Genomic DNA, 2,173 nt, shown 5'->3' with positions numbered 1-2,173 from the left:
ATCATAAATTGAAATGAATCAATTAACGTTTCAAAAATATTCCCATTTTTCTCCTTTAAGAGCGCAATAAACCGATCATTATTTTTCTCTGAAATCTGATTTAACAGATAATAATATAGGTCCTCTTTCCCTTCAAAGTATTGGTAAAAGCTCCCTCTAGGGATTTCCGCTTCTTTGATAATATTGGCAATGGATGCTTCGTGTAAGGGAACTCGAGAAAACTCCTTTTTAGCAGCTCGAATTAAAGTGTCTTGTTTATCTTTAGGCAAGTGAAAAAATGTTTGTTTTGGCATATTATTATTCCTCCTGTCAAACGGATGACACCGTGTCAGATTTACCAATGAGCTGATTATATATGACACCGTGTCATGAGTCAAGAAAAAATGACAGCATGTCACACAACTACTTTAATTACTAAATAACTATTTAGACGGTCAATAATAAAGAATTTGAAGATATAAAAAAAGAACCTACTAAATAGGTTCGAGAGTCCGGTGTTATACTTTAAATTCTATATCGTAGATTTTAAAAAGCCTTTTCTTTAAATTTCAGCAGTCTATGCATTTATTATTTGACCAATATAATTTAATTGGTCTATTTCAACTGAATCGGCTGCTCCATCTAATATTTTTCTTACATCATTTAAGGTATCCTGTAAACTAACAGACTCTCCCTTTTTCCCTAAAAATGCTTCAGCTACATAAAATGGCTGTGTTAAATAAGCTTCAAGCCTTTCACCGCGCTTAAATGTTTGGACTTCAGATGCTGGGAGTCGCTCCATGCCCCCTACATTCACTAATGACCGGAGTTCACGATAGCGGCGAAGAAGCTTTTGGGCACGCTGCTGAATATTGAGATGATTATGATCGAGATATGCTCCTTCAAGAACTGAAGAAGTTGAATAGACTGGATTAACGGCAGGGAATTTGTGTCTTGCTGATAAATCTGCGTCAAATTGCCAAACGGTTTCCAACGGTCCATACGGTAAATCTTCATCGACCGCTTCCCCTTTTAAATCAACGAGAAAAGTTGTAACTGTATTGATATCATGCGCTAACAATTTTTCTTGGAGCTCATAAATATCCCCTGTTAATACATGGCTCCTGTCAGCTGCAAATACAATCTCATTTGATTTTCCTTTAACAGCCATTGCTTCATAGGCTTCATCAATGGAATGAACGATAATATCTGAATTGACCTTCACATCGTTTAATTCTGGGTAATTCCCATTCGGTAAGAGCAGAATCGTGACAAACTGATCGTTCTTCAATCTATAAAATATTTCTGAAAGTAAAACAAGCTGCCCCATTCCATGTCGAGCTACTAACCCAATTGTGCCTCCCTTGGCAAGTGGGGCAAATAAATCCAGCGTTTTAATCTTGGTCTCTAGCATCTCAATCTTCTCCCCTCTAATGATTAATTCATCCAAAGTACATTCCGCAAGATCAGCAAGTGCCGCTAAAGTTCGAACTTCGCACCTGCCTACCGGAATTTTTCCGGTACATAAATTAGAAACGGTTGCCGGACGTAAGCCTACGGATTTGGCAGCAGTAGTCAAATTAGGTACCTTTCTTCGTAAAAGTGCCACATTCAATTTTAAGTTTTCCAGATTTTTCACCTCCTTACTTTATAAGGTAATTTATTTTACTTTAAAAATCAATATATTTTACGCTTTAGAGTAATTTATTTTTCGCTAAAACAAAAAAAGAAGGACTGGAAATTGAACCGTCCTTCATTTTTCTAAAAGTTATAATATTTTGGGTTTGTTTTTATATTCTTCAAGCTGCATTTGCTCAAGTTCTAGTCTCATTTTTTGTGTCTCAATTAAATAATTTTCTTGTTTTAACTTTTCAAGCTCAATTTGATCCTGAATCATTTTATGCTTGGTCTTTGTTTGTTTTTGAAAATGAGATGTTACTATTGCAATGATTGGAATTGAAAAGACCATTACTACTGCAACTGTTCCCGTAAACATCATTCCACCTCTTGCTTACAAACAGATATAGCGTTTGTATTTATTTTCCTCTATCATATCATAAATTATGGAAAAGTCTTCTAGTTTTTTGTCATCTTATTTTAACGGCAGATTATTAACTTTTGATGATGACCGTTCTAGTATTATTTCATATTGAACGGTCATCAGAACTGCTCTTTGGTGACCGCTCCACCCTTT

3 protein-coding genes are annotated in these 2,173 nt (G+C 35.4%); all 3 read right to left on the bottom strand.

The annotated features are described in order from the left end of the window. On the bottom strand, positions 1-293 hold a 293-nt coding region (locus tag V7122_RS04485), incomplete at its 3' end, for a TetR/AcrR family transcriptional regulator (RefSeq protein WP_335525908.1). A gap of 263 nt (positions 294-556) precedes the next feature. Further along, positions 557-1,609: an ATP synthase beta subunit C-terminal domain-containing protein gene (locus V7122_RS04480; protein ID WP_335355622.1), complete on the bottom strand. Its 1,053-nt coding sequence runs from the start codon at positions 1,607-1,609 to the stop codon at positions 557-559. A gap of 138 nt (positions 1,610-1,747) precedes the next feature. Further along, positions 1,748-1,975: a hypothetical protein gene (locus V7122_RS04475; protein WP_335489143.1), complete on the bottom strand. Its 228-nt coding sequence runs from the start codon at positions 1,973-1,975 to the stop codon at positions 1,748-1,750. Positions 1,976-2,173: the final 198 nt, after the last annotated feature.

The sequence above is a fragment of the Bacillus sp. JJ1532 genome, from assembly GCF_036965085.1.
GTDB lineage: Bacteria > Bacillota > Bacilli > Bacillales > Cytobacillaceae > Cytobacillus.
Note: the sequence above shows the minus strand (reverse complement) of the source record. Positions and strands in the feature narration are given on the sequence as shown.

Bases quoted from the DNA above. Each gene is read 5' to 3' on its own strand.
- V7122_RS04475 (WP_335489143.1), bottom strand. From the start codon at position 1,975: ATGTTTACGGGAACAGTTGCAGTAGTAATGGTCTTTTCAATTCCAATC.